Annotated in this window: 22 protein-coding genes, 1 tRNA gene and 3 pseudogenes; 8 read left to right on the forward strand and 18 right to left on the reverse strand. The window is 64.3% G+C overall.

The window, feature by feature from the left end:
- Window positions 1–18: 18 nt before the first annotated feature.
- From CJ177_RS41765 to CJ177_RS41775, 3 genes are all read left to right on the forward strand, one after another.
- A complete protein-coding gene (locus CJ177_RS41765) occupies window positions 19–1383 on the forward strand; it encodes a DDE-type integrase/transposase/recombinase (protein WP_005245521.1) in 1365 nt (454 codons plus the stop codon).
- Entirely contained in the window at window positions 1380–2222 is an 843-nt protein-coding gene (gene istB / locus CJ177_RS41770) for an IS21-like element helper ATPase IstB (RefSeq protein ID WP_005245523.1), read from the forward strand. The genes CJ177_RS41765 and istB overlap by 4 nt, the downstream gene beginning before the upstream one ends.
- Before the next feature lie 772 nt (window positions 2223–2994).
- Complete coding sequence (locus CJ177_RS41775; RefSeq protein WP_095870507.1) at window positions 2995–4257, forward strand: hypothetical protein; 1263 nt, start codon at window positions 2995–2997, stop codon at window positions 4255–4257.
- A 236-nt stretch (window positions 4258–4493) separates the two neighbouring features.
- On the opposite strand, the gene CJ177_RS41780 is transcribed toward CJ177_RS41775, so the two are convergent.
- The 3 genes from CJ177_RS41780 to CJ177_RS41790 all read right to left on the reverse strand — a co-directional run bounded on the left by CJ177_RS41780 (window position 4494) and on the right by CJ177_RS41790 (window position 5385).
- Window positions 4494–4733 carry a DUF3263 domain-containing protein gene (locus tag CJ177_RS41780; protein ID WP_095870508.1) on the reverse strand — a complete coding sequence of 80 codons (240 nt, stop codon included), beginning with the start codon at window positions 4731–4733 and terminating at the stop codon, window positions 4494–4496.
- Between the two features lie 147 nt (window positions 4734–4880).
- A tRNA-Ile gene (locus CJ177_RS41785) sits at window positions 4881–4954 on the reverse strand.
- 80 nt (window positions 4955–5034) lie between these two features.
- Window positions 5035–5385: a hypothetical protein gene (locus CJ177_RS41790; protein ID WP_095870696.1), complete on the reverse strand. Its 351-nt coding sequence runs from the start codon at window positions 5383–5385 to the stop codon at window positions 5035–5037.
- Here CJ177_RS41790 and CJ177_RS41795 point away from each other — a divergent pair.
- Window positions 5347–5665 (forward strand): annotated as a pseudogene (locus tag CJ177_RS41795) (DUF4193 domain-containing protein). The gene CJ177_RS41790 and the pseudogene CJ177_RS41795 sit on opposite strands and share 39 nt — an antisense overlap.
- A 161-nt stretch (window positions 5666–5826) precedes the next feature.
- Here CJ177_RS41795 and CJ177_RS47755 read toward each other — a convergent pair.
- Window positions 5827–6057 carry a hypothetical protein gene (locus CJ177_RS47755; RefSeq protein WP_095870509.1) on the reverse strand — a complete coding sequence of 77 codons (231 nt, stop codon included), beginning with the start codon at window positions 6055–6057 and terminating at the stop codon, window positions 5827–5829.
- Between the two features lie 118 nt (window positions 6058–6175).
- Between CJ177_RS47755 and CJ177_RS41805 the strand changes: the two genes are divergently transcribed.
- The gene (locus CJ177_RS41805; protein ID WP_095870510.1) at window positions 6176–7576 is read left to right on the forward strand and encodes a sensor domain-containing diguanylate cyclase; all 1401 of its coding nucleotides are present in this window, start codon (window positions 6176–6178) and stop codon (window positions 7574–7576) included.
- A 456-nt stretch (window positions 7577–8032) separates the two neighbouring features.
- On the opposite strand, the gene phoU is transcribed toward CJ177_RS41805, so the two are convergent.
- From phoU to CJ177_RS41865, 12 genes are all read right to left on the reverse strand, one after another.
- A complete protein-coding gene (phoU, locus tag CJ177_RS41815; protein ID WP_095870511.1) occupies window positions 8033–8680 on the reverse strand; it encodes a phosphate signaling complex protein PhoU in 648 nt (215 codons plus the stop codon).
- 44 nt (window positions 8681–8724) lie between these two features.
- Complete coding sequence (locus CJ177_RS41820; RefSeq protein ID WP_095870512.1) at window positions 8725–9384, reverse strand: DUF6308 family protein; 660 nt, start codon at window positions 9382–9384, stop codon at window positions 8725–8727.
- Between the two features lie 57 nt (window positions 9385–9441).
- Window positions 9442–9711 (reverse strand): hypothetical protein, encoded by a 270-nt coding sequence (locus CJ177_RS41825; protein ID WP_095870513.1) that lies wholly within the window; start codon window positions 9709–9711, stop codon window positions 9442–9444.
- A 245-nt stretch (window positions 9712–9956) separates the two neighbouring features.
- Entirely contained in the window at window positions 9957–10511 is a 555-nt protein-coding gene (locus tag CJ177_RS49625) for an MlaD family protein (RefSeq protein WP_373560082.1), read from the reverse strand.
- Window positions 10495–11415, reverse strand: a complete 921-nt coding sequence (locus tag CJ177_RS41830; RefSeq protein ID WP_095870514.1) for an AEC family transporter — start codon at window positions 11413–11415, stop codon at window positions 10495–10497. The genes CJ177_RS49625 and CJ177_RS41830 overlap by 17 nt, the downstream gene beginning before the upstream one ends.
- A gap of 2 nt (window positions 11416–11417) precedes the next feature.
- Window positions 11418–13025, reverse strand: a complete 1608-nt coding sequence (gene mdcA, locus CJ177_RS41835; RefSeq protein ID WP_095870515.1) for a malonate decarboxylase subunit alpha — start codon at window positions 13023–13025, stop codon at window positions 11418–11420.
- Between the two features lie 202 nt (window positions 13026–13227).
- Complete coding sequence (gene ribA, locus CJ177_RS41840) at window positions 13228–14460, reverse strand: GTP cyclohydrolase II (protein WP_095870516.1); 1233 nt, start codon at window positions 14458–14460, stop codon at window positions 13228–13230.
- 442 nt (window positions 14461–14902) lie between these two features.
- The gene (locus CJ177_RS41845; protein WP_095870517.1) at window positions 14903–15667 is read right to left on the reverse strand and encodes an enoyl-CoA hydratase/isomerase family protein; all 765 of its coding nucleotides are present in this window, start codon (window positions 15665–15667) and stop codon (window positions 14903–14905) included.
- Complete coding sequence (locus CJ177_RS41850; RefSeq protein WP_095870518.1) at window positions 15664–16839, reverse strand: CaiB/BaiF CoA-transferase family protein; 1176 nt, start codon at window positions 16837–16839, stop codon at window positions 15664–15666. Before CJ177_RS41850 ends, CJ177_RS41845 begins: the two co-directional genes overlap by 4 nt.
- The gene (locus CJ177_RS41855; protein ID WP_095870519.1) at window positions 16839–17996 is read right to left on the reverse strand and encodes an LLM class flavin-dependent oxidoreductase; all 1158 of its coding nucleotides are present in this window, start codon (window positions 17994–17996) and stop codon (window positions 16839–16841) included. Before CJ177_RS41855 ends, CJ177_RS41850 begins: the two co-directional genes overlap by 1 nt.
- Window positions 17997–18022: 26 nt before the next feature.
- Window positions 18023–19366, reverse strand: coding sequence for an MFS transporter (locus CJ177_RS41860; protein WP_218835184.1), 1344 nt, complete (start codon window positions 19364–19366; stop codon window positions 18023–18025).
- Window positions 19367–19403: 37 nt separating this feature from the next.
- The gene (locus CJ177_RS41865) at window positions 19404–19925 is read right to left on the reverse strand and encodes a flavin reductase family protein (protein ID WP_095870520.1); all 522 of its coding nucleotides are present in this window, start codon (window positions 19923–19925) and stop codon (window positions 19404–19406) included.
- Between the two features lie 146 nt (window positions 19926–20071).
- On the opposite strand from CJ177_RS41865, the gene CJ177_RS41870 reads away from it, so the two are divergent.
- Window positions 20072–21301, forward strand: coding sequence for a CdaR family transcriptional regulator (locus CJ177_RS41870; RefSeq protein ID WP_143548798.1), 1230 nt, complete (start codon window positions 20072–20074; stop codon window positions 21299–21301).
- Window positions 21302–21619: 318 nt separating this feature from the next.
- Here CJ177_RS41870 and CJ177_RS41875 read toward each other — a convergent pair whose 3' ends face one another.
- Entirely contained in the window at window positions 21620–22825 is a 1206-nt protein-coding gene (locus CJ177_RS41875) for an IS4 family transposase (protein ID WP_095870522.1), read from the reverse strand.
- 349 nt (window positions 22826–23174) lie between these two features.
- Between CJ177_RS41875 and istA the strand changes: the two are divergent.
- A pseudogene (istA, locus tag CJ177_RS41880) lies at window positions 23175–24174 on the forward strand (IS21 family transposase); the annotation flags it as partial.
- Between the two features lie 419 nt (window positions 24175–24593).
- On the opposite strand, the gene CJ177_RS41885 reads toward istA, so the two are convergent.
- Window positions 24594–25112, reverse strand: coding sequence for a hypothetical protein (locus tag CJ177_RS41885; RefSeq protein ID WP_218835185.1), 519 nt, complete (start codon window positions 25110–25112; stop codon window positions 24594–24596).
- Between the two features lie 167 nt (window positions 25113–25279).
- Here CJ177_RS41885 and CJ177_RS41890 point away from each other — a divergent pair.
- Window positions 25280–25827 (forward strand): annotated as a pseudogene (locus CJ177_RS41890) (Tellurium resistance).
- Window positions 25828–26162 lie beyond the last annotated feature (335 nt).

Genomic DNA, 26162 nt, shown 5'->3' on the forward strand with positions numbered 1-26162 from the left:
AAGGAGACCCGCAATCTCATGCTGACATGGGAGGAAGACGTGGAAGTACACGCACTGCACAAACAGGGTTGGACGATCTCGGCGATCGCCCGCCACACCGGCCGCAACCGCCGCACCATCCGCAACTACATCAACGGTGTCACCACCCCCGGTATCCGCAAACCCGCACGTGAGGACCCCTTCGAACCGTTCGTCGAGTACGTCACCTGCCGGCTGCGGGAGGACCCGCACCTGTGGGCCCGCACCCTGTGCGACGAGCTCGAGGATCTCGGCTACCGGTTGTCGTATCCGACGCTGACCCGACAGATCCGCGACCGCAAACTCCGCCCGGTGTGCGAGGCCTGCGCGAACGCCACCGACCGGGCGAACGCGATGATCGACCATCCGCCCGGCGAGGAAACTCAGTGGGACTGGGTCGATCTGCCGAATCCACCCGCCTCCTGGGGCTGGGGCGGGATGGCGCACCTGCTGGTCGGCTCCCTGGCGCATTCGGGGCGCTGGCGCGGGATCCTGGCACCGGCGATGACCCAACCGCACCTCGTCGACGGCCTCGACCGGGTCAGCCGCAAGCTCGACGGCGTGACGAGGGTGTGGCGGTTCGATCGGATGGCCACCGTCTGCCATCCCGAGTCGGGCCGGGTGACCGCGAGCTTCGCCGGCGTCGCGAAGCACTACGGCGTCTCGGTGGCGATCTGCCCACCCAAATCCGGGAACCGCAAAGGTGTGGTCGAGAAGGCCAATCATACTGCCGCGCAACGATGGTGGCGCACCCTTCCGGACGACGTCACCGTCGAACAGGCCCAACAACGCGTGGACGAATTCTGCCGGCTGCGGGGCGACACCCGGATGCGGGCCACCGCCAATGGCAAGGCATCGGTGGCGACGGTGGCGGCCGCCGAACCGTTGACCGTGCTGCCGGCCACGCCGTATCCGGCGATCCTCACCGAACCCCGGACCGCATCGCGGCAGGCGCTGGTGTCCTACCGCGGCAACCGGTACTCGGTGCCCCCGGAGCTGGCGTCGGCGCAGGTCACCGTCACCCAAGTCCTCGGATCGGAGGTGATCGACATCGTCACCACCGCGCAGATCACCATCGCCCGCCACCGCCTCGCCCCGGACGGCGCCGGGGTGATCGTCCGCGACCACGGCCATGTCTACGCGCTCGAGCAAGTGGCCATGGCCGCCGCCGGGTCCGCCGGGCGCCCGCACCGCCGGAAAGAACGGATCCCACCCGGACCCGCCGCGATCGAGGCCGCGGACGTGTTGCGCCGCACCACCACCACAACATCGAGTGCGGTCGAACCCTCGGCTGCAACGGCCTCGACGGTCATCGACCTGTCCACCTACGAGCGGGCCGCCCGCGGAAGGAACACCCTCGCATGACCACCACCCCGATCCCCGATGCGGTGCCGGCGCCGAACACCGCCGAGGCGGCCAGCCTCTACCAACGCCTGCGCGGCCATCTGGCGGTACTCAAACTCCACGACGCCGCCGAAGCCCTGCCCGCGGTCCTCGACCGCGCGCAACAAACCAACCTGTCGATGACCGCCACCCTGGAGGAGTTGCTCTCGATCGAGGTCGACGCTACCGAGGCCCGCCGACTCGCCGGACGATTGCGGTTTGCGTGCCTGCCGACACCAGCGTCGCTCGAGGACTTCGACTTCGACGCCGCCGCGGGCCTCGACCGGAAGCTGATCGCCGAGCTCGGGACCTGCCGCTACCTCGAAACCGCGACGAACCTCCTGCTCATCGGCCCGCCGGGGGTCGGCAAGACACACCTCGCGGTCGGGCTGGCGCGGGCCGCGGTGCACGCCGGCTACCGCACCTACTTCACCACCGCCGCGGACCTCGCCGCCCGCTGCCACCGGGCCGCGATCGAGGGCCGGTGGGCGACGACGATGCGGTTCTTCGCCGGCCCCACCCTGCTGGTCGTCGATGAACTGGGCTATCTCCCGTTGCCCGGCGAGGCGGCGTCGGCGCTGTTTCAGGTTGTCACGCAACGGTATTTGAAGACCTCGATCATCATGACGACAAACCGCAGTGTCGGCGAGTGGGGTCAGGTCCTCGGTGACACCACCGTCGCCGCGGCCATGCTCGACCGGCTCCTGCACCGGTCCGTGGTGCTCAACCTGGACGGGGACTCCTACCGCCTTCGGGATCATCACGCCCGCTCCGAAAACCTCCGCAAAGCCACCACCACACCCCGCCAACCGCTACAGTAATCACCGCTCACAGGTGGGCACATTCACCGAGCAAGTCTGAGCACTTTCGCCGAGCGTCGTCATTAGGGCTTCCTACCGACACGAAACTTGGACAACCGACACGCCACCGACACGAAATCTGGAAGACCGACACCGAAACGTGTGGAACCAACAGCAGGCTCTCCTTACCGCTGTTTCTGCGCCGCCCCGTGTCACTCATGGTTTGCGCGCACTCGACGACGATAGTTTCAGTTATACGCAGTTATCCCCCCGAAACTGCGTCGTCAGCGCGTTTTTGCTCTGCAACGTGTCGGTACGGCCAGTTACCCTGCGCCGGTGACCCTCGAACAGGTGATCGTCCTCCGGCGTAACAGCCGATCTCGACAACCTGGCCGGCGGGCCCCCGCAGATCGGAGAACGTGGCAGCTCAGATCGCCGCGACGGTGCAGCGGTCCCGCGGACTAACGACGCGCCTATTCCATCCCCAAAGTCCGCGCCTGGACCCGCGACCGCGGCGTCGACGCCCGCACCCGCGGATGCTGCGCTTCCACATCTGTGCGGAGTTGTCAGCGAGTCGCACCGACCTACTCCCGGCACGTACTGCCCGCGCACGCACTTGCCCGCGCGGGTCGGTGAAGCTGCCCCTACGCTCCCCTGTCGCTTCACCCCCGGAGGGTGCTTCAGTGGTGCCTTTTCGAGGTGGTTCGGCCCTGCGGCGTCGCAGTCACCGGATCAGGTGATGCCGGTACCATCACGGCCGTGATGCGGATGATACGAACCAGGACCGGCGTTCATGGCTGACCTGCACGAGGCGCAGCCGGGTGCTGAGGCCCCGCCGGAGACGACGCTTGCCGAGTTGATCGCCCGCAGCGGAGATCTGAAGAGTGAGTTGGTGGACTTCGTCCAGCACGCCCGTTTCGACCGGCAGTTGACTGCTCTGCTCCGGGAGGCGGCCGGCACCGGCCCGCTCGACGAGGCCGTCCTCGTCCGCACCATTGATCACTTCGCCCTCGAGTACCGCCTTCGAGACGGCGGCACCGTGGTGGAACAGTTCGTAGCACAACGCCGCCCACCGCTGACCGACGACGAGCGCGCGATGCTGCTGGGGTGGCGTGAGGTCGTCGAGGGCTACTTCGAGGTGCACCCGGCAGCCGACGACGACCTCGGCACCGTCGTCCTCCACAACCTCGTCGACGACCTGTATTACCCGGTGCACTCCAACACCGGCCCGGACGTGGTCGCCGCACTGCAGCCCGGGATGTTCGTCTACTGCCGCATCGTGCCCGTCCACCCCGTCACCGGACACTGGCTGATCAGCGGCCACCTGCTCCCCTTCCCCTCTTCCTCCGGCCCGGTCCTCGCGCAGGCCGCGCAGGAAGTGCTCACCGCCGATCCGAGTCTGCTGCGCCGCAACCGCGACCTGTACCAGCGGGCCTGGCAGCTGCAGGCCGACGCCCGTGCCTCATTCCTCGACTTCTTCGGAACCGATCTGGTGATCCTGCCGCCCGCCGCGGCCCAGGCGCGGCTGATCGAGTACTACCGGCACCACCTCGCCCGGGCCGATGCCGCCACAACGGCCCACGACCCACCCAGCAGCCCGGCGGCGCCGCACGCGCTGACCGCCGAGCAGATGGGCCGACTGCCCGAGGACTACCTCGACGCGGACAGCGTCGGTTTGATCTACGACGAGACCGAGGGCCTCAACTATTACCAGGATTTCGGCCGTCTGGACGCGATGTTCGCTGATCCCGCGCTGGCCGGCGACCACACCCACATCGCCCTTCTGCGCGCCTACCTCGACGACGACACAGTCTCCGCCCTGCCGCTCCGCAGACTGGCGCAACGCCATCCCGACGGCGTCGACCCCGTTTTCCGGACCCTGCTGCGAAGGCCCCGCTTCTGTTGGCACCGCGACGGTGAAGACCTCCTGCGCACCCGCAAGAAGGAATTCTTCCAAACAGAGACAGCGCCCAGCTTCACCGTCACCGGTCGACGCCTCGCCGAACTTCTCTACCCCCACGGCAATGAGGACGGCATCGTCATCGCTGGGTGTTGACGGCGAAGGCCCGCCGGATCTCGTGCCCGGCTTGCGGAGCGCTCACGCTTCACCGCCTGTTCGCCACCGACGGGAAGTAACCCATCCGCGACTACCGGATCCGGACGAATCCAGGACCGCCGGAGCGACCCTGGGCGAGACGTTCCGGCGCAATCTTTGAGTGCGCCAAATCTCGACGAGCCGCCGTAGCGAAAACGGTGAACCACCAACTTAAACACGTGCCGCCCGTGGGCTGATCAGGTGCCCAGCCAGAGTCGTCGACGGGCGACCGTGGTCATTCGCTCGACCGGCACCGGCCGCAGCGGGGCCGGCGCAGCGACGTCGAGATACGCGACCAGTGTCCGGAAGAACGCCGCGGTGTCCATCCCGAAATCCGCCCTGATGACCGCGGCCGGGCCGCCGCCGTGGGCGCACCACCGCAATGCGAAGGCCACCATCCGGCTCAGCTCGGTCACCTCCGTGGTGTCCGCGGTCACCGCCGCCCCTCGTGGTTCTGTGCACAGGTTGCCGCACAACAGGTCCGGACCCCGGGCTGGCGCGAACTCGGTTGCCCGGTGCCATCGTCACCATCGGCATCATCGGCACCGTCGGTGACGGCCACCGGGTCGAGGTGGGCCCTCCGGTGGGGCGGGCGGGGCTCGAACCCGCGACCAATGGATTATGAGTCCACGGCTCTCACCGACTGAGCTACCGCCCCATCACCGCACGCCCCCGCTCTGCGGGCGTAGCGATGGTATCTCCACACTGCTGCCCCGTCCCGCTCGCGGAGGGGTGTGCTCATACGCGGCCGAAGAGCTGCCGCACCCCACCGTCCTCATCGACCGCATACAACGCCATCCCCAACAGATCGAGAATCCGTTGCGGTGCCCGCACCGCAGCGTCCACCGATCGCGGCTCGTCCCGCACGACCAGCGCGAACGACACCGACTGATCCGGTTCGCTCGGCATCCGCCTCACCAGCTGCCCTATGGCGGTATCGACATCCAACCCCGGCGCGGTGGACGCACCCTTGACCTCGGCGTAGAGCAGGTGGCCGTCCTTCTCGGCAACGATGTCGACGAAATCCGTATCGGTACGGACCGTCCAGCCCTGAGACGACAACCACCCGCGAAGTCCCGGGCCCCCGATTACGACGCACCACGAATCACCGAATCCGACGAGACGGACACGTCCCTCGAATAGCTGACCGCCAGCCGGAAAGACGCCCAGTCCCCCGCCGTGGAGGTCGAGGACGCCGACACCGCCCGAATCCTTCGAACTGCCCGGCGGCGACCTGTCCGGTGAAGAATTCACCGTCCGCGTCGTCCCCAAGCAGGCCGACGAATTCACCTGCACCAGTTGCTTCCTGGTCCACCATCGCAGTCGCCTCGCCGAACCTCAGCAGCTGATCTGCCGGGACTGCACCTGAGAACGTCAATCAATCGGAGTGCCTCGCTTCCCCGGGATCCCGGCTTCCCGGATACGGTCGACCTCGTCCTCGCTGAGTAGCCTCTCACGTCGCCCTGGGCTGCTGCCGAGGCGTTGCGGATTCAGATTCTGGCGGGTGACACGTGGCATGGACGGAAAGGGTCAGGGCTCGGGTCGGTCGGCCGGAACCTGCGGGTAGACCACGACACCGTTCTCCTTCACCCACGTCTCGTCTCCACCGTCGGCGTGCTCAAGCAGGTTCAGGCGCTGCAATGGCCGAACACACCCCGCAGGTTCAGTCCGGGTCAAGAACAGCTCCATCCCGATGAAGAACCACGCCACCGACGCCGGCCAGGGGACGATGACGGACGCGATTCTGGACGCATCGAGCATCGACGGATCGAACCTGATCGGTGTTCACTCGAATCACAACAAGCAATGCGAAGGCTCGACCCCGGCGGGTCGACACCATGGCGGCAACCCTCGTCGACGCAGGGAAAGGACGACCGGGATGAAACCGGAAACAGCGGTAGCCCGCATGTTGCTGTCGGCGATCGAACATGCCCAGAACATGGTCGCACTCGCCGACTACGACACCGGACGCCTGCGCTACCTCAACCCCGCCGGAATGCAGCTGATGGGACTGACCGACGAGGCCGCCGTCGCCGCCCGCTGGGCACCGGAATTCTTCACCGACGTCGGATTCATCCAGGCCCCCGACATGGAATCAGCCCTGCTCGAACAGGGCCGGTGGGAGGGCCGGTCGGAGTTTCGGCATTTCCTGACCGGTGAACCGATCCCGGTGACCCTGTCGACCTACGTGATCGAGCACACGCAGGACCAGCGCCCTGCGGTGATCGCCTGCATCGCCCAGGACCTGCGCACCGCCCGGGAGCACGAACAGCGCCTGCACACCGCATTGGAGGCGGCCGCGTACCGGGTCCGCGAACAACGCGCCCTCGCCGACCTGAGTCAGCTCGCCGTCGACGGCGACCTCGATCACGTCCTCGTCGCCGCGGCGGACGCCGCCGCCGCGTTGGTCGGAGTCAACTGCGCCTCGGTAGCCCGGGCCGAGGAGCCGGGCGGGATGTTGCGGGTGCTCGCCTATCGTGGTCAACCGCCCGTTCCGGAAACCTTCGCCCCCGGTACCGATTCGCAGCCCGGATACGCGGCCGCCACCGATCAGATCATCATCTGCCCCGACCGGTACGGCGAGCACCGGTTCTCCACCGACGCCATGAATTCCCGGGGGCTACGGAGCGGGGTCTGCGTTCCCATCGGCGCCGACACGGTATGGGGAGTGCTCACCGCGCACAGCGCCCGCCCCCGCGACTACTCCGACCGGGAGGTGATGTTCCTGCGCTCGGTGGCCGCCGTACTGGCCGCGGCGATCCGGCGCATCGAGGCAGAAGACGCGCTGCGGCATCTGAGCCTGCACGATTCATTGACCGGGCTACCCAACCGGGCCCTGGCCCATCAGCAGATCGACACCGCCCTGGACGCCGCACGCGGCAGCGGGTTGCGCACGGTTGCGGCGTTGCTGATCGACCTCGACGAGTTCAAAACCCTCAACGACCGGCTCGGCCACGCCGTCGGCGACGACGCCCTCATCCGGCTGGCCGAACAACTGCAATCGGTCATACGCCCCACCGACACCGTGGCCCGGATCGGCGGCGACGAATTCCTCATCGTCTGCCCCGACACCACCACCACCGAGGCCATCACCCTCGCCACCCGCATCACCGAACTACACATCGGACCCGACACGGCCGGACGCGAACTTCGCTACACCGCCAGCGTCGGCATCGCCCTCGCCCGACCGGAAGACACCCGAGTAACGCTCATCCGACGCGCCGACGCCGCCATGTATGAAGCCAAAACCACCGGAAGCGGACACACCCTCGCCCCCTGACACGAACCCCACACGCCCGCACCCCAGCACACCGCCACCGACATTCATTGTGCCGCAAAATCTTCCTACCGAAGCACCAAACAGGCCAGCCGAGCGTCGCCGAACCTGACCTGCCCCCACCAGGCTCCGCGGAGCGGATGCTTGCGACCGGGGCTCGATCGGCACGAACACCTACGGTGCATCACCCCAGACGCGAACTCGCCCACAGGCCCACACCAGACCCCACCGCACCACATCGGCTCAGCGACGACGAATACACCCGCGCCCACTCTGCCGCCCGCACCGCCGGCCAGAACCTCGAAACCTCCGGTTCACGACCTCATCACCGCCGCCCTCGACACCGAACAACCCGAACAGCAGGTTCAGTCGGGGGTGAAGAACAGCTCCATCGACATGAAGAACCACGCCACCAACGCCGCCATCGGCCGCGGCGATGCGGCCCGTGACGGCGACGACCTACGGGGTCATCTGTTCCCCGGTGACGAGGAAAATCACCCGGCGCCCGACCACCACGGCATGGTCCCCGAAGCGCTCGTAGAAACGCCCCAACAAGGTGACATCGACCGCGGCCGGGATGGTGCCGGTCCAGGCCGGATCCTCGATCAGGGTGAGCAGCCGGCGATGCAGATCGTCGAGCTCGTCATCGCGGCTGCCGATCTCGGCGGCCAGTTCCGGATCATGCGTGCGCAGAACCCGCTCGGCGAGGCCGGCCAACTCGGCCGCCACCCGCCCCATATCGGAGAGCAACTCCTCCGCCTCACCCGAGGCGACGTGCTCGGGATGACGCCGGCGGACGCTTTCGGCCACATGCTGCACCAGCCCGCCCATCCGGCTCAGATCCGCCACCAGGTGCACACCGGTGACCACCTGACGCAGATCACGCGCCACCGGGCCCTGCAACGCCAACAGCGCCATCGCCAGGTCCTCGCACGGACCGCGCAACTCCTCGATCTGTTCGTTGAGGTCGAACACCCGCTCCGCCAGAGGCAGGTCAGCGAGCACCAGGGCCTCGGTCGCCGCCTGGACCGCATCCCCGGCCAGCCGGCACATCGACGCCAGACGGTCCGTCAGCTCGTCGAGCTGCTCGTGAAACTTCATCCGCATACCCATCATCCTCGTGCACCAGTCGAAGACCCCACCGGGACGTGTCATCTTTCCTGGTCAGAAGGCTCTCCCAGGCCGCGGTTCTTGCCGTCCATCCACGCGATCACATCAAACACACGGAGCGCGGAGATCTCCTCGGGAAGGCCGGCCTCCTCCCGGATCGACAGCAACCGGTGATGCAACGCTGCGTCGTCGGCGCGGAGGGCCTCCCGGACCGGGTTCAGATGTGCCCGCTCGGTGCCCAGGACCTGACTGACCACCGAATCCCAGATCGGGTACAGCCGGGGGCGTTTGCGGGCGATCAGCTTCGTTGCCTTCGTCTGGGCGATGCCCGGCAACGCCCACAGGGCCGTTTCCAGGTCCCAGGCGGGCCACCCCGGGGCGAGCGGTTCCGGTTCGCCGACCAGGTCCCGATCCGGGCCTATCGCCGTCAGAAGGGCATTCAGCGCCTCGGACTGGGTGTCGAGGATCGTCCGCGCCGCTTTCGGGGGGACCTGCACGGACAGGAACGTCACCGCGACCAGGTCGTCCGCGGTGAACCGGTCCGCCTCCCCCGCCCGATTACCGGTGCTGGACCAGGAGTCGAAGTGCGCGCCGACGTAGGCGTCGTCGCCCAGGTACGGGCGGCCGTAATACTTCGTCAGCGCCGCGTTCGCCGCAGCGTCCGAGTCAGTGGCGAGGGTGGTCGGCAGCCGCAATGTCATACCCCGCACCCTCTCACCCTCAGGTGCCGGCAGCCGGGAACCGAGCCGGGGTGGTCGCTACGCGCCGGGCCCGGAATCAGGGGCGGTGTCGGCCGCGGCGCGGCCGCCGGCGGTCTCGGGCAGAAGCGTGCGCGCCTTCTCCGCCAGGTCCGGCAGGCCGAGCGCCTCGAGCCAATCACCGTAGGACCGCGCCAGGGCGGTCCGGGCGAGTTCCTCGTCCACCAGCACCACCGGGCCGGTGGGGTACGCGACCCGGGCCACGAACCGGGTGATCTCGTCGGCGGTCAGGATCTTCCCGAGCGGCGGCGTGGTTGCTGCATCGGTCATGGCGTCTCCCCCATTGTCTGAGCTGACTGGACGTGGTGTGGACAGTATCGCGTTGTGGGCGTGGCCCTTCGGCCGTCACAGGGACGTGTCATCTGCCCAGTTCAGTGATAGGAATGCGCGGTGATCACTGCGCACAAAGGATGGCCTGAAGGCGAGTGCACCACCACTCGCTTCTTCGACCATTATGACGTCATCGAGCGTGACGGTGATGAGTGCCGCCGCGAATACTGCGGCGAGGAGCATCGTCAGTGCCAGGGCATCCCACCAGCGAGCCTGGTGCGGGCGCCTGAAGCAATCAAAGCGTGGTGGCCGGATCCGAACCAGGAATGGCCAACCTCGACTTCAACCTCGGCGTCAACGCGCCGCCGCCGTGCACCACGGGCTTCCTCCCGCCCGGCGAACGGCGCGCACCAACCGATTCCGAACCGACCCCGCAGCAAGTACCCGCATACTGCGCGGTCCCACAGGACGATCCAACCGTGGTCCGCGGTGCCGCAACCTGCCCTGCATGCAAACCCCGGGTAGTCGCGCACCCACCGTCGAGCAGTGCAAGGACCCCGCCGGCTACGCCCCGCTCGGCGAGAACACCCCCTCGAGACGGGAGAAAAGACGATGTCCGTCTTGGGGATGTCGACGGCGCCGTCGAGGAACATCGTGGCGACGACGGAATCGCCGTCGACGCGCAGGTTGTCGACGACACCGACCTGTATGCCGCGATAGGTGACATTCGATTTCGCGCACAGCCTGCCTTTGCGGTTACCGGCGCATACAGGCGTGGTCGGGTCAGGTGCCGAGCGCAGTCAGCATGAGGGGCAGAGTCGCGAGCGCAAGGATCGTCTGCACAGCGGTGATCGAACCCATCAGTTGAGCATTGCCGCCCATCCGTGTAGCGAGGATGTACGCGGACGGCGAGGTGGGTACCGCGCAGATGATGATGATGCTGTCGAGCGCGACGCCGCGGACACCGAGCAGAGCAGCGATGCCGACCGCAGCGAGCGGGAGGGTCCCGAGCTTGAGGATCGACGCGAGTGCTACGTGCGGGAGGTCCGTGCGTCGCAGGCCAGCCATTACGGACGCGCCAGCAACCAAGGTTCCGCAGGCCAGGGCCGGTGCCGCAAGCGTCGAGATCGTCGATGCAGCGTACCCGGGAAGTCTCATAGCGAGCAGATTGAGCAGCAATCCCGCGAGGCATCCCAAGACCAGAGGGTTGGTGCACAATGCCCGTACCAGAGGGACACGGCTCGCTTGACGGTCCTGGTCACCGAAGACCGACAGCGCGGTCACACACACGATGTTGACCGTCGGCACCATCACCGCGGCGGCGAGTGCGAATGTCGCCACCCCGTCCTGGCCGTGCAGCGCGAACACGAGACTCAAGCCGATATAGGTGTTGAGGCGTGTGCTTCCCTGGATCATCGACGTCAGTGCCGGGCCGTCGAGGCGAAGCGGGCGCCGGCACACGATCAGGATACCGGTCATGACTGTGACCGGAACGATTACCGCGGCGGCGATCGGCAGGACCGGCACCGTGCTGAGGTCGACGTCGGCGAGCGAGTGCACGAATAGTGCCGGTGTGAACACGAAGTAGGTCAGGGACTCGAGTCCGCGCCAGAACGCCGCGTCGGTCAACACGTGCCGTCGCAGGGCGAGACCGAGTACGAGAAGCAGGACTATCGGGACGATGGCGGTACTGACTGCTGACACATCTACACCCTCCTGACGGGCGGGACGTACAGACCGTCCGACCAGGTGATGAGATCGTCGAATGTTTGCGCGGCCAGTAGCTTTCTGCTCGCATCTCCTCGATTGACACCGATGTCCTCAGGGGCTGCGATAAGACCGTCCCGCCGCATCTGCTCATCTCGCGACCGATCTCGGGACAACGCAAGCGGCGTCCCTCCAGCTGCCCAGGACACGGCAGCTTTCCGCTCTTCGAGATCTCTGGCCTTGTGCAGGTAGGCGACACCCTGTTCAGTGACAATATGAGTGATGTCGTCACCGTAAATCATTACCGGTGCAGCATCGAACCCTGCCTCGCGACCTACCTGTACGGCGTCTAGTGACTCGACGAAATGTGGAACGCCTTTGCTGCTTTGGGTCTGCACTATCTGGACAACTAACTTGCGGCCGCGGCCGTCGTTTGATTCGGCCATGCTAGCCCATGCTGGTGAGCTGTGCCGTCGACCTCCAGGGTTGTTCCCGAGGTTCGGGGCTCCGCCGAATCCCGTAATCCGGCCGGCGCTGACAGTCGAGGAGTTCCCAAGGGAGTCTATTTGCAGCGTCGAACCGATGAACATGTCAGTGCCGTAGAGTCCTACCGTTTGAGCGGCCATTCGATTCGAACGCAGTGTGCCGTCCGCTCCAACGGGAAAGACCGTGGGCCGGGCATTGACGTAGTCGTTCATTCCGACCTCCCCTCCGAACGGCATCACGGATCTCACCCAACCGGTCTCGATCGCCGGAATGAGTGTGGGGTGGGGATTGACGGCCCAGTCGAGACAGATTTTGCCTCTCAGCCCTAACGACTCACCGTATGTCGGAAGAAGTAATTCGATCGCCGCCGTGTTGTATCCGATGCCATGGTTCAAAGACGTCACCGAATGGCGCTCATACACTCCCCGGATGGCGGTCATCGCCATCAATACCTGCATGTCGGTGATCTTCGCAGGGTCCCGGGTGAACAGCGCCTCGAGGTGATAGGGGCGGTCGGCCTCGACTACGACATCTACCCACGAGCCGGGTATATCGACGCGGGGCAGGTCCGCGGTACTGACAATTTCGTTGACTTGCGCGATCACTACACCTCCGCGAAACGCTGCGGCCTCCACGATTACCGGCGTTTCTTCCGTGTTGGCGCCCGTGTAGAGATTGCCATCAGTGTCGGCCATTTCCGCGGCCACCAACGCCACCTGGGGGGCCAGATCCAGGTACATCCGTGCATACAGCTCGAGGTAAGTATGGATTGCGCTCGTCTGAAGCGTTTTCTCAGTAATCGCTCGTGCAACCTGTTGTGACAACGGTCCACAGTATGCAAAATCCGCGCGGCGTGCGAGCCCCGACTCGAACAGATCAAGATGTTCCTGGCGAGTGAGACACGGCATCACCATGTGAAGATCGTGGACTCGACGGGGACTTACCTGTGCGAGTGAACGAGACAGGTAATCTGCTTGCTTCTGGTTGTTACCTTCGAGAGCGACCCGGTCTCCTGGTTCGAGCACTCGCTGCAGAGCGTCCGCGGTGGAGGCAGGGTCGAGCACTTTCCCTTGCATCATTTGGGTTATTGAGCGAAGGCGTTCGTTCTTGGTCCGTGGCATGGGTCGGCTCCGAGATTGGGTAGATGCGCGAATGACGCCGTTTGGTTCACTTTGCTTGGGGTACGTTGTGGTGGCTCCCGGCAGGCGGCGTCGCCGTTGGGATTTCGGATCCCTTCTCGCGGCAGCCTTCAAGGCGCCTCAGGCGTAATTGCCAACCTTGCAACGTGATTGGGAACGCACCCACAATGCCCTTCCTCGGCTTCTATGATGGGAGTGCCCGAGGAAGGTCGAGAAGGTGGCCCATGCGGTCTCGCTTTGTGCGCAGGTAGGCCAGATTGTCCGGGGTCACGGCCGGGGGCAGCTCGACCCGTTCGGTGACTTGTATTCCGCCGGACCGTACTGCCTCCACCTTGTTCGGGTTATTGGTGATCAGCCGGATCTTGTCGACTCCGAGGTCCTGAAGTATCGCTGCGGCCACACTGAAATCGCGGCTGTCTACGGGAAGACCCAACCGTAGGTTGGCTTCAACGGTGTCGCATCCAGCCTCCTGTAGAGCATATGCAGACAGCTTGCGACCGAGTCCGATGCCACGTCCTTCATGCCCCCGCATGTAGATCAGCACACCGACCTCTTCCGCGACGATGGCCTGGAGCGCTGCGTCGAGCTGGTGGCCACAATCGCATCGGCGGGATCGAATGAGATCGCCGGTCAAACACTCACTGTGGATCCGCGTCAACAGACCGCTGGACCCTAATGCGACCTCCTTAGTATCACCGTGAGTGAGGACCAGGTGCTCGACGCCGTCTGCGGTTGACAGGTAGGAACGTACCTCGAAGTGGCCGTAATCGGTTGGGAGATTAGCTGAGCCACCGAATCTGACGGTCGTCTCTGTGTTCCGGCGATGCTCGATGAGGTCAGCGATCGTGATCATGGGGATGTTGTGTTCGACCGCGAATGCGGCAAGCGTCTGCCCGGACATGGGGACACCGTTGTCGGCAACAAGCTCGGTTATCACCGCAACCTCACGGCAACCGGCCATCCGCACCAGGTCGACGGACGCCTCGGTATGCCCATCGCGTTCGAGGACACCCCCCGGCCGAGCGCGTAACGGGAACACGTGGCCGGGACGCCGCAGATCTTCGGGACGGGTGTCTGGTGAGGCAAGAGAGTGGACTGTTCTAGTACGGTCTCTCGCCGAGATGCCCGTTCCCGCTCCGATAGCATCGACCGTGACCGTGAAAGCGGTGCCGTGGTTGTCAGTATTGACTTGCACCATGAAGTCCAACTTGAGGCGATCTGCGATCTCGTTCGACATCGGTGTGCATACGATTCCGCTGCCATGGCGAAGGAGGAATGTCATGTCGTCGGTATCGAGGTGTTCGGCCGCCATCACGAGGTCTCCCTCATTCTCCCTGTCCTCATCGTCGGCGACCAAGACCATTCGGCCTTCCGCTATTGCCTGCACAGCCACGCTGATTGCGACGCGTGATTTCATCTCATACTCCGATACTGTGTTTGGGGACAATGGACCAATGACGCCCGAGCCGTGCCGTGGGTGGGATCGTTTGAGAAGGAACGCCGAGTGCCGTTGTCGCGTTTGGTTACCGCCTCTACTGTTGATGGGCTAATCCACCGGCCCGGGGAGAACGAGGTGGATCTAGGCATCGACGCGCAGACGAGTCGGGACCGCAAAGCGGTCGATATGGGCGGTCCAACATCGCAACGACATGCGAGTGCCCTTTCCTCTAACGTCATCGTTGCCCTCCTCGGTCCACCGCCACGCTCTGCCGCACGGTTGATGCTGCTGACTGCTGTCTGTCCGGTGTGGAGTGTCTGCGTCGCCGTGTCATCGTGATTCGGACACTCCACATCGGCTCGGTATGTCGGCTCAGGTCGATCAACTGCCGCGAAGGCTCCCCGTTGCGAGGAATGAACTCTTACCCACGAGCACCGTCCAAGTAGTGAGCAAGCCGTCTGCGCAGACCTGGCCTGGTCAGCGAATTCACTAGCGTCGCCATGTCGGCAGCGTCGTCGGCGTCCGACGCGATCGAAGTCCGGTTGAGCACTATGGCTACCGATGGCGAGTCGAGACCATCTGCCGCAGCGACGATTTTGTCGACCTCGGCTCGTTGGTTCTCGCGCGGGACGATGGCGGTGGCAAGTCCTAGTCGCAACGCTTCCGTGGCGTCCACTTCGCGAGACTCGAGAAGTATGTCGCGGGCGGTACGCGGACCGACGATCGTGGCGAGGTGTCGAGTGCCGAGTGCTACCCCAAACCTGAATCCTGGAAATTTCATTGACGTTTCCGGATCCAGCAGTCGGTGACCGCAGGCGGCAACGATATCTGCTCCTGCCCCGACAGCTTTCCCGGACACACAGGCGACCGTCAGAAATGGTGCCCGGCGCAGCTGCTGGAGTAGTTGTTCGATTCGGACGAAGCGAAGCAACAAATCTCCGTCAGTGCTGTCCGGAACGGCCGCCATGTCGAAGCCGGCGCAGAAATGGCGGCCCTCGCCTCGTAGTACGAGAGCCCGGGTTTCCTCGGTGCTTGCGGTGTCGAGCACTTTCAGGAGTTGTTCCACCGTGAGCGCGTCGAGCGCGTTCGCCCGCCGTGGCCTGTCGATCGTTACGGTGACGACGTCGCCGGATCGTTCGACACTTACAACGCCAGTTCTCGCCCGATCGTCGGTCGCGACGCTCATCGTGCCAGCCACTCCTTCATCACCTCGTCGTTGTGTTCTCCCAGCATGGGAGGGGTCCGCAGCTCTGTTTCGTGACCTGTGATGGGCACCGGGAAGGTGATGGTGTCGGTCATGACCCCGTTGGGCAGACTGAGCGGCTTGACCAGTCCCATTGCCGCGACATGCGGATCAGCGAGAATTTCGGAGAAGGTGTTGATCGGTGCGCAAGGCACACCGGCTTCCTCAAAGGCGGCCAACCACACTGTTGCATCTTTCTCCAAGAACCGGTTGGAGAGGACCTGGGCGAGGGTGTCCTGGTGGCGGGCCCGCAACTCCTGAGTTTGGAACCGTTCGTCATTCACAAGTTCGGGCAGGCCAACGACATCGCAGAATCGCTTCCACAAGTCGTGAGTTCCCGCTGCCACCACGAAGCTCTTGTCCGAGGCCTGGAAGGCCCTGTAGGGCGCGTTACGGGGATGGGCCGAGCCGAGGCGGCGCGGGTCATTACCTGTGCCAAAATACTCGCTTGTCTGTAGCGCCGAGATCCCGAGGAGCGTGCCGAGCATGGAGCAGTCAATCCGCCCGCCTTTCCCGGTGCGTGTCGCTCGATGCACGGTGGCTGCGATCGTGTATGCGGCGTAGAGGCCGGCAACGAAGTCGCCAACGGGTACTCCACATTTGGCCGGCTCACCGTGTTCATCGCCGGTGACGCTCATTAACCCGGAGATGGCTTGTACGGTGACGTCGAATGCGCCTCGCCGGGAATAGGGTCCGATCTGGCCGTACCCGGAGATCGAGCAGTAGACAATCTTCGGGTTGGTGTCGGCGAGCACGTCGTAGCCTAGGCCGAGACGATCGAGTGTTCCAGCACGAAAATTCTCGACGACGACATCGGCCGTGCGGGCAAGTTCGAGGACCGAGGCTTTGTCATCGGGCGATTTCAGATCGAATGCGACGCTGCGCTTGTTGCGGTTGATGGATGCGAAGTTGCCGCTGTAGCGGGACGGTCCATCGGGTGCATCCATCAACGGGGGCCACTGGCGCATGCCATCGCCATCACCGGCGCGCTCGATTTTGACGACGTCCGCTCCCAAATCGGCGAGCAGAGATCCGGTGAACGGGCCGGCAGCTATCTGCCCGAATTCGAGCACGCGCAGCCCTGCCAAGGGGGCTTCGGCCGGGTTGGTCTGCATCAGGCACCTGCCTTCCGCAATCCGGCCTCGACCATCAGGGGCATGACCTTCTCACCAAAGATCTTCAGATCAGGCAGATAGTCGTAGAAGTTGACCTGCATGCCATCGCAACCAGCGTCGTTCAGTTTCACGAACCACTCAACGATCTGTTCGGGAGTACCAACCAGGTGGACGTTGCCTCCGACGACCCACTGTGCGCGACTGTGTCCACGCCAGGACGTGTTGTCCCCGCCCGTGAACCCGGCGACGAAATTGTCCGCGGCGATGGTGTCCTCGTTCTCGAGGATGGCGTGATACGCCGCCCACGCTTCCTTCTCGGTCTCGCGGCAAATGACGTGCGGGTTGATTACAGTGCGAACGTCGCGACCGTGTGCCCGGGCAAGGTCCTTGATCTTCTTGTTGTGTGCGGGCAGAGTCTCGACGGCCCGGTTAGGATCCGCACCACCAGGGCTGGTAATGAAGATCAGATCTGAGTATTGCGCTGCGTATTCGAGACCAGCCGGTGACGACGCGGCATTGACCATGACCGGACGCCCGTGGACGGGCTTGGGCAAAATGTGCGCGTCCTGCATGGACCAGTGTTTGCCCTGCATCGTCACGTTGTCATCGCTCGCCCAGAGCGTTTCCATCATGTCGGTGAATTCGGCCGCCATGGAGTAGCGCAGATCGTGCTCGATCGGGTCGAGCCCGAACATCCGGTACTCGCTGGGCTTGTAGCCAGTCACGACGTTCAGGCCCCAACGACCGCCGGAGATGTGGTCGATGCATGCGCCATACTTCGCGAGATGGACCGGATGCCAACCGTAGAGAACATGCACGGTGCTGATCAGCATCAGCTTTGAGGTTTGGGCGGCGAGTGCGGCCGAGCTGATGAGCGGATCGAGTTCGTGCTCACGGAAGTTCGTGTCGCCGCCGTAGCCGCCTTTGCCGAGCCACTGTCCAAGGCCGAAGGCGAGGTCGAAGCCGTACTTCTCCGCTTCAATCGCGCATTTGGCGTTGTACTCGTAGGTCCAGGTGGTGTCACGGGGCGCGGACGACGGGCTCCATGCGCCCTCCTGCAACGGCAGGAAGAGACCCAGGATCAGCTTGTTTTCCATCGCTGCGGTCAGCGGCGAACTCGGCGCCAGCGCGGTTGCCGGGGTGAGTGACGTAGACATAGGTAAACCTCTTCTTCATATGGTCGTTAGGAGGCGGTCTGCCGGTCAGGTGCCGGTACCGGCGTGATCTCGTCGTTAGGGTGGTCGACGCTCGGCATGAAAAACAGTGCCAGGAAAGCGATCAGGCACATTCCCATCAGATACAGAGCGATAGGCAGCGTGGAATTGAAAGTGGCAATAAGGGCCGTGGCGATCAGTGCAGCTGGGCCTCCTGACGTGATCGAGGACAGCTGGTAGCTGAGCGAGGCGCCACTGTAGCGAACTTCGGCAGGGAAGCTTTCAGCGATGAAGGAGCTCTGCGGTCCATACTGCATGTCGTGGACGACAAGCGAGAGTACGATCCCCGCAACCATCAGAGCCGTGACTCCTGAATTGAGCAACCCGAAGTAGGGCAACGCGAAGAGGAACATCACGATGATGCCGATTTGCAGCATCCTCTTGCGACCGATTCGGTCGGACATCGATCCCCAGAACAATGTACTTCCCATCGAGACCGCGGCGGCGAGCATCACCGCGAGCAGCATCGAGGAGTGTGGCTGTCCTAGCGAGGTGACGCCATAGCTAAGAACGAAGGTTGTGAAGATGTAGAACGACGCGTGCTGACCCGCTCGCATCAGCGTCGCCTGCAGGACTCTGCGCCAGTGGTGGCGCAGCAGGTAAGCGACCGGTGCCTGCCGAATCGCGCCGTCTCGTTTCGCCTCCTCGAACGAGGCCGTTTCCTTTACCCTCAACCGCAGGAACAGCGCGAGACCGGTCAGCAGGAAACTGAACAGGAACGGAATACGCCATCCGAACGATTCATATGACTCCTGGGGAATCATGCGGTTGGCGGCTTGGGTGACAATGGTTGCGGTGATCAGTCCGAGCGGACTGCCGAATTGCGGGAGACTTCCCACGAACCCCCGCTTGCCTTTGGCGGAGTTCCATTCGGTGGCCATCAGGACCGAGCCACCCCAATCACCACCGACACCGATGCCCTGGACCACGCGCAGGACCACCAGGATCACAGCGCCCCAGATCCCCACCATGTCGTAGGTTGGGGCCAATCCGACGAAAAACGTACCGAATCCCATGAGCAATGTTGTGACGATCAAGACTCCGCGGCGGCCGATGCTGTCACCGAAGTGCCCGAAGATCATCGCGCCCACGGGCCGGGCAACGAATCCGGCGAAGAACGTCCCGAGCGCTAACAGCGTCCCGGCGTAGGGGCTGCTAGAGGGAAAGAAAAGGTGGTTGAAGACCAAGGCTGCGGACAGCCCGTAGACGTAGAAGTCGTACCACTCGATGGCACTGCCCGTGGTGGACGCGATCAGTGCGCGGCGAGCCATCTTTGAATCAGATTGGCTCTTGTTCTCATCGGTACTCGGCATCCGAGTTCTCCTGTTTGTGGACATTGATGGTGGGTGGTCAAGCCGCAAGCCGGCGGTGGCGACCGCGGAAGAACACCAGCGGCTCTCCCGGCGCGTGCTTGGCATCGAGGACGCGACCGATGAAAAGGGTGTGGTCACCCGCGACCTGGACGGTTTCGACGGCGCACTCAAGCCAGCCCAGAGCACCGTTCAGGATCGGCGTGTCAGCCTTGCCCCGACGGTAGGAGATCTGATCGAACTTGTCCTCAGAGCGGCTGGCGAAGAGCGAGGACATGTCACTCCCCTCGGCGCTGTCCGGCAAGATATTGATCGCAAATGAGCCGGCTTGTTCGATGGCCGTTCGGGTGCGAGAAGTGTGTGCCAGGGAAATCAGCATGAGTGCCGGATCGAGGCTGACGCTCAGAACCGCATTGGCAGCGCACCCGTGCGCTTTCCCGTCGGTGGAACAGGTGATGATGGTGATGCCTGTAGCGAACGTGCCCGCGACTGCACGCAGCACGCTCTGCTCGATCGTGTCAGCCAATACCGTCGTCTTGCTGGCATCCTGGTGGAGCGACATTTGACTCCTCCTGTTCGGTTCGGATTAAGTTTGTGCCGGTCCGCACTAGGCGGAGAGGCCTTCAGGCGTGATCGTGATTACATAAGTTTCCCGCCGCGCCACCTCGGCGTCATCGGAGACATCACACCCTCGGGAGGGCGGTACTTGTGACAAAGTCACAACCCGATGCAGAAGACTTCGACCGCGTTGGTCGGTACGTCACGGAAACGATCTGTGCGGCGAATCCCGACTACGCCAACCTTCCCCCAGCAGTGATTGCTGATGTCGTGGAAACGAACGTCCAAAATGCGCGCATATACCTCCACGCCGTAGTCCACCAAAGCCGGCCGTCGAGCGAAGAGCTCGCCGCGTTGGCCGACGCCGCCCGTAGGAGGGTTCACCAAGGTGTGCCACTCGAGGGAATGCTTCGCGCCTACCGAATTGGCGCCCGCGCTATGTGGGAACAATTCAGCGCGAGCAGGTCGGATCTAGACCCTCATGCGCTCACCGACTACACACTTCGCTACATCGATTGGGTCAGCAGCGAGGCCGAGCACGCCTATCTGACCGAACGCGACAATCTGCTCGACTCGAGGGTTGAAGCAACGCGCCTGCTGCTCTCGCGCATTGTGGCGGACGACTTCGATACCACCGACGAGCGCCAAGCCGCAGTCCGTTCTGTCGGGTTAGATCCCGAACAGCCGCATGTCGCAGTAGTAATTGGGCCGACTCGCCGAGCTAGCAGCACCCTGGACGAAATTCTTCTTGAGCTTCTCCAGGCGTTCCGCCGCCTCATCCCGGGCGCTACCTCGGCACTACTGCGCCGCGGCGTGATCATTCTTGTTCCAACCGCAGCAACCAGCGGAATCGAAGCACTGGTAAATCAGGCACTCCGTCAATCGAAGGCTGGTTCAGACGACGTCAGCGCCGGGCTGAGTCGGCCCGCGCCCACAGCCGAAGGCCTAGCCGGGGCCGTCCGCGAAGCGGAGCGTGCCCGCGCTCTCGGCGAGATCCTCTTTCCCAAGGGCCAAGTGCATACGTACGAGGCGACGGGCTTCTTCGACCTATTCCGGCAAGGCCCACCAGTCGACACCTTCGTCGCGACCGTCCTCGGCGACCTCACCGGGACCGAGCGGACCAGCAAGATCGATCTGGTCCACACACTGTATGTGTACTTCACTCTCGGAATGAACAGGAGAGCAGCCGCAACCCAGCTCGGCATCCACCCGAACACTCTTGATTACCGGCTACGCCAAGCCGCCAAAACCTCAGGGATGGATCTGACTTCGCCGGAACGCTCTTTCCGCTTTCAACTCGCCGTTCGCCTGTTGCCGCTGTGCACGCAAACAGAGGAACTCGAGGTCAAAAGCGAGGTAACACAGTTTCTCTTTGAATAGGTAACTGCCGTAAGACTTCTCCCGCTCGCTCGGTCTGTGTCAATGCCCCACCGTGGTCGAGAGGCGCCAGGCGTCAGAGAAGCCCGGTCGGCCGTTGGAGTTCCGTTAGAGGCAATACCGTTCAGTTAGTGAACAAGGATGGTGCATTTCGGCGGCTGGGTGGGTTGTGGATGGTGTTGGTGGTGCGCGCGTTTGGCTGCCCATTTGAGGACCTTGCGTTTGACGACCCGGGGGTTGGCGCGGTGGCGGCGTACCGGGTTGATACGGCGCAGTAGTTTGGCGATGCCCTGATTCCACAACCGGGTGGCTGCGTTGCGGCTATGAGGGGGAAAAAGAGCTGTGGGACAGCGATCGTCGGGTGATCCGCAAGGCGGCGACGAAGGACATCCGGTCCGGGTCGTGACTGCCGGCGGTCGCGGCATCGAGCATCAGGGTGCGGATGGCGTAATGGCAGCACAAGTGCCCCCAGATTTCCTGCCGAACCAACGGCGGGGATTTCGACCGCAGCACGGCGCGGGGGCCGCGCTGGTGGGTCTTGAGTTCGTCGAAGGTGTTCTCGATTTCCCAGCGCTGGGCGTACGCGAGGGCCAACTCTTCTGCAGGTGCATCGGAGGGGTCGAGGATCGTGGTCAGCAGCCGGTACTGCTCGGGGTTCTCCCGCCCGTCGTCGAGGGTGTAGTCGATCACCCGCACCGTGAGCGGTGTTCGCTGCTTCCGATTCTTTCCGGAGGTGGGGATGATCTGTGCCAGCCAGGATCCGTCGTCGAGGGTCTTGAGGTGTCGAGGTGAGAGGGTCGATGTGACCCTCCACAGCAGGTCGGCGCCGGTGGCGGCGGCTCGGGTCCACATGTCGAATCCGTAGAGGCCGCGGTCGGCGAGCAGCAGCATCCCGGGTTCGAGGGTGTCCATCAGATCGTGCGCCAGCTCCCGCTCGGAGGTGCGGCACGGTCCGATCGCGGCGTCGAATACCGCGTGGGTGCCGCATTCGGCGACCGCCACCAACCGTGCCTGCGGGAACGCGGACTTCTCGCCGCGGCTCGATGCCGGCCGCCCGAAATGCTCGGCGTTGGCCGGTGTGTCGGGCAGGTCGAGACAGGTCCCGTCGAGGGCCACCAACCGGCGCCCCGCGAGCCAGGATCCGGGTGTATCCGTGTCGGCGAGAGGTCGGGCGACACGGCGGAACAGTTCCCGCACCGGTTCGTATCCCAGACGTGAACGGGCCTGGAAGATGGCCGATTTCGTCGGCGGCGACCAGGACTGCGACCATCCCGACGACCACGACAAACCGTCGGTGAGCTGCTCGAAGACCTCCTCGTAGGAGGCTTCCGAATTCAATGCCATGCCGATCGAGAAATACGCAGTCACGCGAGCGGTCAACGTGCGACTTCGCTGCTCCCTGCGACCGCATGCCGCGATCACCTCATCGACCAACGACGCGGGAAACACCCTGGTCAGCAACCCCACCGACACCACATCCGACAACCGCCGATCCGAGACCGGCTTCACCCATCCACTCCGAGGCACACCTCATCGTAACGCAACCCGCACTAACTGAACGGTATTGCCGTTAGAGGGGTGCCACCTATTTCACGCTGCGACGCCCGTTCACAATCTGGGAACCACAACTAGACAGCGCCGCAGACCATGGCGTAACCGTCTTGGCGAATCGCTTAGCCAGATAGCAGTGAGGCGCGTGCTAGCGGACATGCCAACCTCCCTGTAGGCGGACACGTTCGTCCCTGCTGACGGACAGCTGATCTCCCTGTCGATGAACATGGGGGGCCGGCGGTGTGTCGGTCCTGAAACAGACGCCCCTCCGGGGTTTTGCTCGAGGTCTTCGCCCACCTGCGAGCGAACTCCACCGGAGGGACGCATGAAGAAGTCTGACAGGAACATCATGGAAATTCTCGAGGCATACGATGCCACCGGCAGCGCGCACTCCGCGGCGCAGTTGGCCGGGGTGGACCCGAAAACGGTCCGCCGCTACGTCGCCGCCCGTGACGCCGGTATGTCGGTGACCGGCCCCTCGCGGCGACCGCGGATCATCGACGAATACCTACCCAAGATCGAGGAATGGGTCGAGCGCAGCAAAGGCAAGGTCCGCGCCGACATCGTCCACGAACGACTCCTCGAGCTCGGGTTCGACGGGACCGGACGCACCACCCTACGCGCTGTCGCCCAGGTCAAGGCGGCGTGGCAGGCCGGGCACCGGCGCACCTACCGACCTGGGGGTACCTCCCACGTAGTGGGGCAGGATCACCGAACCCGGATTGTGGATGCAATTCGACCGGGGCAACGGCCCGAAAGTGCCCGGACCGGGCGGGATCGTGCGCTCGACCCTGCTGTTTTGCGCTTGGCTGGCGTGGTCACGGTTCCGTGTGGTGATCCCCGTGTGGGATCAGACGTTGCCGACGCTGATCGCGTGCCTCGATGCCACGGTGCGTCGCTTCGGTGGGGTGCCGACCTACGCGCTGACCGACAATCCCCGCACCGTGAGCATCGACCACGTCGCCGGGATACCGGTACGCCATCCGCAGCGCGTCGAAACCGCCCGCCACTACGGCATGGCCGTGCACACCTGCGTGCCGTTCGACCCCGAAACCAAGGGCGGCAGCGAGGCGACGGTGCGTATCGCCAAGGCCGATCTGGTGCCCACGGATGCGAATCTGCTGCCGGAGTACACCTCGTTCGCCGATCTGGAGGCGGCCTGTGAGCGGTTCTGCCGCACCGTCAACGGCCGTCGACACCGCGAGAGCGCCCGCATCCCCGCCGAAGCGCTGGCCGACGAACGCGCCCGGATGCACACCCCGCCGACCTCCCCACACACCCTGGCGTTGGGAACGACCCGCAGCGTCGGCACCGATCAGACGATCCGGTTCGGGACGTACTGGCCGAGGAGTTGCGCGAGCAGGCGCGGAATCATCTCCCGAACAAGCACATCCACGTCGTCGTCTTGGACATTGGCCGGCCGGCCTGAGCGCGCCAGCCGCGACCATGCTTCGCCACGACGTCAGCGATGCGCGCCCACTACATCAACCGCCGTCCCGAAGCGGACACAATAGAGCGTGTCTGCGTGCGAGTCAGGGCCATTCGTTCATGACGGTGATGCAGAATTACCAGGCAGCGAAGGGCGAACTTCTCTTTGCAGGTCGCGACACCGCAATGATTGAGCCCGTGATGCCCGCTCGACGGTGCTGCGCCGTCGACTAATGAACCGAATCGAAGACTGGCGTCAACCGTGGCGGCAGCCGCGATTGCGGCGATGGCCGGTGCTCAAGCTGACACCGACAGGTCAGACGGTCACGGGACCAGTGGTCGCTCGACCAGGGTAATCGCGCTGTTCGACGAAGTCGTACTCGCGCCAGGCAGCGTCGAGGATTGGGTTGTGGCCCAGGTCGCGCAGCTCGCCGAGGGCCTGGTGGAGGGCCCATGTGCGGCGTTCCGGGTCGTTGAGGATCCCCAGGAGTGTGTCCACAGCTTCTGCTGCGGGCATGCAGACCCAATACTCGAGGTCGCGAAGGGAGACGGCGAGCGATGGGATTGTCGAGGCCGATCCGTACTCGTCGAGCGTCGAGTTTCCCAGGTAGAAGGGCTCGCTCGTGACCGCAATGCCGACGATCGGCCGGTCGACGGGGAACTGGTCGAAGGGATGTGTACGGGCGTTGATGAGAGCTGCGGTGCGGTCAAGTTGGTGCCGGGCGTGTGTGAGGTACCGCTTGGTGAGCGATGGTAGGGATGCATCGCCGGCTCGCGCCCCGAGCGTGAGCCGGGCGGATTTGCACTCGACGAGGATCACCGCTTTCGGTGTCACCCAGATCCAGTCGACACTCTTCTCACCCGCCTGCCGCCACCCCTGTGCCCACTCCCTCAATCCAGCCACCCGCGAATGTGATTCGCCCTCCCGCGCCCACCCCGCCTCCGGCACCGCAGCCGCGGGTCCAGCTCAGCAAGATCACCCTCACCAAGGCAGCCCCCACCGTGTCCCTCGCCAAGGGCGGCGACACCGGAACGATGCGGATCAACCTCAACTGGACCCGCGGCCGGCGCGGATTCCTCGGCAACGGCGCGATCGACCTCGATCTCGCCTGCCTCTACCAGCTCAACAACGGGTCCAAAGGCGTCGTCCAGGCGCTCGGCAAGGCGTTCGGCGACCTGAACTACCCGCCCTACATCGCCCTCGACGGCGACGACCGCTCCGGCACCAACGCCGGCGGCGAGAACCTGCACATCAACCTCGCCCACCTCGCCGACTTCAAACGCATCCTCATCTTCGCCTACATCTACGACGGCACCCCGAACTGGTCCGCCGCCGACGGCGTGGTCACCTTGTACCCACCCCACGGCCCGAAGTAGAAGTACGCCTCGACTCCGCCGACAACCGCGCCCGCTCCTGCGCCATCGCCCTACTGAAAAACGAAAAGAACGAACTCACCGTCACACGAGAAGTGCGATACATCAACGGAACCCAATCCGAAATCTCCAAAGCCTACCGCTGGGGCATGAAATGGACCGCCGGCCGGAAATGACCATGGGCCGATCGAGTGATCACCGTCTGAAACAACATCCCAAGTCGTCGGTTAGCATCCGACATCGGGCGGGATCCGCGTCAGATCGACTCTCGCCGCACGAGGCTCTCCCGTACTCTCGACGGGAACGTTGGACTATCTGGATTGGTCCTACGGCTACGTAAATTGCCTTCCGGCACACGGGTTGATCCCAGAAACGTTGTCAGGAGCCGAAACTGCGCCCGATCACCTCCCAGAAGGTTGGTTCGACAGGGGCGGGACCAACGCACGTCATCGAACCTTGGCTCTGATCTCTCGTACGCCTCGGTTTCACTGAGCGCGCAGAACGAAAGGAC

Origin of the sequence: Rhodococcus sp. ACPA1 (genome assembly GCF_002300195.1) — a bacterium.
In the GTDB taxonomy this organism is placed as follows: domain Bacteria; phylum Actinomycetota; class Actinomycetes; order Mycobacteriales; family Mycobacteriaceae; genus Rhodococcus_F; species Rhodococcus_F opacus.

Coding starts and splice junctions, on each gene's coding strand:
- CJ177_RS41765 (WP_005245521.1), top strand. CDS start 19: ATGCTGACATGGGAGGAAGACGTGGAAGTACACGCACTGCACAAACAG.
- istB (WP_005245523.1), top strand. CDS start 1,380: ATGACCACCACCCCGATCCCCGATGCGGTGCCGGCGCCGAACACCGCC.
- CJ177_RS41775 (WP_095870507.1), top strand. CDS start 2,995: ATGGCTGACCTGCACGAGGCGCAGCCGGGTGCTGAGGCCCCGCCGGAG.
- CJ177_RS47755 (WP_095870509.1), bottom strand. CDS start 6,057: ATGCTCGATGCGTCCAGAATCGCGTCCGTCATCGTCCCCTGGCCGGCG.
- CJ177_RS41805 (WP_095870510.1), top strand. CDS start 6,176: ATGAAACCGGAAACAGCGGTAGCCCGCATGTTGCTGTCGGCGATCGAA.
- phoU (WP_095870511.1), bottom strand. CDS start 8,680: ATGCGGATGAAGTTTCACGAGCAGCTCGACGAGCTGACGGACCGTCTG.
- CJ177_RS41820 (WP_095870512.1), bottom strand. CDS start 9,384: ATGACATTGCGGCTGCCGACCACCCTCGCCACTGACTCGGACGCTGCG.
- CJ177_RS41825 (WP_095870513.1), bottom strand. CDS start 9,711: ATGACCGATGCAGCAACCACGCCGCCGCTCGGGAAGATCCTGACCGCC.
- mdcA (WP_095870515.1), bottom strand. CDS start 13,025: ATGCCACGGACCAAGAACGAACGCCTTCGCTCAATAACCCAAATGATG.
- ribA (WP_095870516.1), bottom strand. CDS start 14,460: ATGAAATCACGCGTCGCAATCAGCGTGGCTGTGCAGGCAATAGCGGAA.
- CJ177_RS41845 (WP_095870517.1), bottom strand. CDS start 15,667: ATGAGCGTCGCGACCGACGATCGGGCGAGAACTGGCGTTGTAAGTGTC.
- CJ177_RS41850 (WP_095870518.1), bottom strand. CDS start 16,839: ATGCAGACCAACCCGGCCGAAGCCCCCTTGGCAGGGCTGCGCGTGCTC.
- CJ177_RS41855 (WP_095870519.1), bottom strand. CDS start 17,996: ATGTCTACGTCACTCACCCCGGCAACCGCGCTGGCGCCGAGTTCGCCG.
- CJ177_RS41860 (WP_218835184.1), bottom strand. CDS start 19,366: ATGCCGAGTACCGATGAGAACAAGAGCCAATCTGATTCAAAGATGGCT.
- CJ177_RS41865 (WP_095870520.1), bottom strand. CDS start 19,925: ATGTCGCTCCACCAGGATGCCAGCAAGACGACGGTATTGGCTGACACG.